General features: G+C 59.7%; 3 protein-coding genes. All 3 read right to left on the minus strand.

Features of this window, described 5'->3' with window-relative positions:
- A partial coding sequence (locus V6C16_RS11705; RefSeq protein WP_333543284.1) for a cache domain-containing protein occupies positions 1–773 on the minus strand: 773 nt, incomplete at its 3' end.
- 251 nt (positions 774–1,024) lie between these two features.
- Positions 1,025–1,456, minus strand: coding sequence for a DUF1634 domain-containing protein (locus V6C16_RS11710; protein ID WP_333534628.1), 432 nt, complete (start codon positions 1,454–1,456; stop codon positions 1,025–1,027).
- A 36-nt stretch (positions 1,457–1,492) separates the two neighbouring features.
- Positions 1,493–2,156, minus strand: a 664-nt coding sequence (locus V6C16_RS11715; protein WP_333543285.1) for a sulfite exporter TauE/SafE family protein, incomplete at its 5' end; no start/stop codon positions are given.

The following is a 2,156-nucleotide window of genomic DNA, read 5'->3' on the forward strand; positions in this document are numbered from 1 at the left end:
GACGGCTCGGCAACGCTGCGCACCAGCGTTTCAGCCGTGGCCGGCGGCAGCGGCAGCGGACAGGGATCCAGCGCCTTGCCGTACAGGTGGGAATCCGTTTGCAGCACACCAGCCCTGTCCACAAGAAAAACATCGGTTTCCTGCTCCGGGCCTACGGAAAACAGCACCTGCTGCAAGCGCAGCGTGTCCACGGCCACGCGCAGGGTCCACGAAAGCCCGCTTTCCTCCATCCTGTGAACGGCTATGACCATATGCGGGTAGCCGCGATAGCCGAGAAACACGTTGCTCATGTACCGGCTCTTGATTTCCGCCTCGCGCAGCCAGGGCTTGCCCGCATAGTCCGCGCCCCTGAGCTTGTACGGTCCCACATAGGAAATCTGCATGCCTTCGGCATTGACCAGCCCCATGTCCACAAAGCCCTGAAATTCGCTGCGCAGCGACAAAAAAACCCGGTTCAGCGTACGCTCGTCCGCCAGATCCTTATAGGAGTATGCATGAGCGATAAAGCTTACCGTGGACTCCCTTTCTCCCAGATAAAGTTCAAGCGCCGCCTGCGACTTGCGGGCCAGCGCGTAGAGGGGGCTTTCCATCTCCCGCTCAAGAGTTCTCGTGTACTGCATGTGGCTGATGCCGGACAGCAGGAGCAGGGGCGTAACCGACACAGCCACCATAAGTATGGTCATAAGCCGCCGCAGAGAGCGATACCGGGCCGGAGACACGGCCTCAGGCACTTCCAGCAGATGGGCAAAGGCGTTTTTTATGGCGGCGAACATGCTTCCTCCGGGCTTACGCGCTGGACGCAAGCTTCAAACGTGCTTTCTCACGGTGCAGCCCTTCATATGCGGGACCAGACGTATACATAACTGAGCATGAAGGGCCTGACAGATGTTCCGGCAGACGCCCGATCCGCCTTGCCCAGCCCTCCCGTTGCGCTGCCGAAAAAGCTGGCGACAACGTGATCACTTGACCGGCTGGCCTAAGGGTCGAAGGGCCGGAGGACAGGAAGCACCCGTGACGTCACGCTCTAATGCGCTCCGGCCACCAGTACGCCGGAAGCCGCAAGACTCAGCACCAGCACCTCGGCAATGGCGATACACATCATAAGCCACTGCCTGCTCCGGGCCAGAGTCCAGGCAAGCTGCACAAAACAGAAGATCGTCAGGGCGGCAAGAAAGGCTATGCCCAAAAAATTGCATATGTCGCCCTTGCCCACCAGGGCAAGCCAGCCCCACCCCTGGGGAATATTCCCCGCCGCACGGTAGTCCGCAGCGCTGTGAACCCACAGACGCGGCAGCTCATCCAGGGCTATCTGCGGCTCCAGCACCCCGAAGACGTAGAGCGCGTAGGTCACAAGCATCATGACAAAGCCGATGAGCGAGCCGTAAAACAGCATGTCGGCATAGCGCACCTGCGCCGGGGAAGCCTTGATCTCGTTCTTAACATCCACAGTATTCATACTATCCTCCCAAAAAGTCCAGTCCGGTCAGGAAATTTACCAGCCAAGCCCCTTCATGAGAGCTTTGGCGCCGGAAAAAAGGAGCACAAAAATCACCATATAACGGATGAACTTGGGCTTGGCCACGGCCAGCAGGCGAACGCCCACCACAGAGCCGAGCATAAGCCCCACAATGGACGGAATGGCCATGAGCGGGATGACGCAGCCCTGATTGAGATACACCCAGGCCGCGGAAGTGTCTGTGATGGAAAGAAGAAACTTGGACGTACCCACGCTCACCTTGAGAGGAGCGCCCATAAGCAGGTTGAGCACCGGAACGTTGGCCCACCCGGCCCCAAGGCCGAACATGCCCGCCATGATGCCGATAACAATGAACAGCAGCAGCCCGGCAACCGTGCGATGGGTTTTCCACTCCACCACTTCGCCGGTGCTCGGTTCAAGAAATACGCCGTTCATGCCAAGGGCCAGGCCCACGGCATCCTGTTTTGTCACCACGGGGCGCACGGAGTTTTTAGACAGCAGCAACAAGACGGCAATGGCAAGAATGGTTCCGCCAAGGCAGGTCTGGATGATGTGCGTGGGCAGGGCCAGACCCAGCATGGCCCCTACAATGGCACAGGCCGAGGCAATAAGCGCTACGGGCAGGGCCAGACGCAGATTGGCGAAATTGCGGCGCAGCAGGCCCGGACCGGCGGCCAGC

Source organism: Desulfovibrio sp. 1188_IL3213, from assembly GCF_036763145.1.
Lineage (GTDB): Bacteria > Desulfobacterota > Desulfovibrionia > Desulfovibrionales > Desulfovibrionaceae > Desulfovibrio.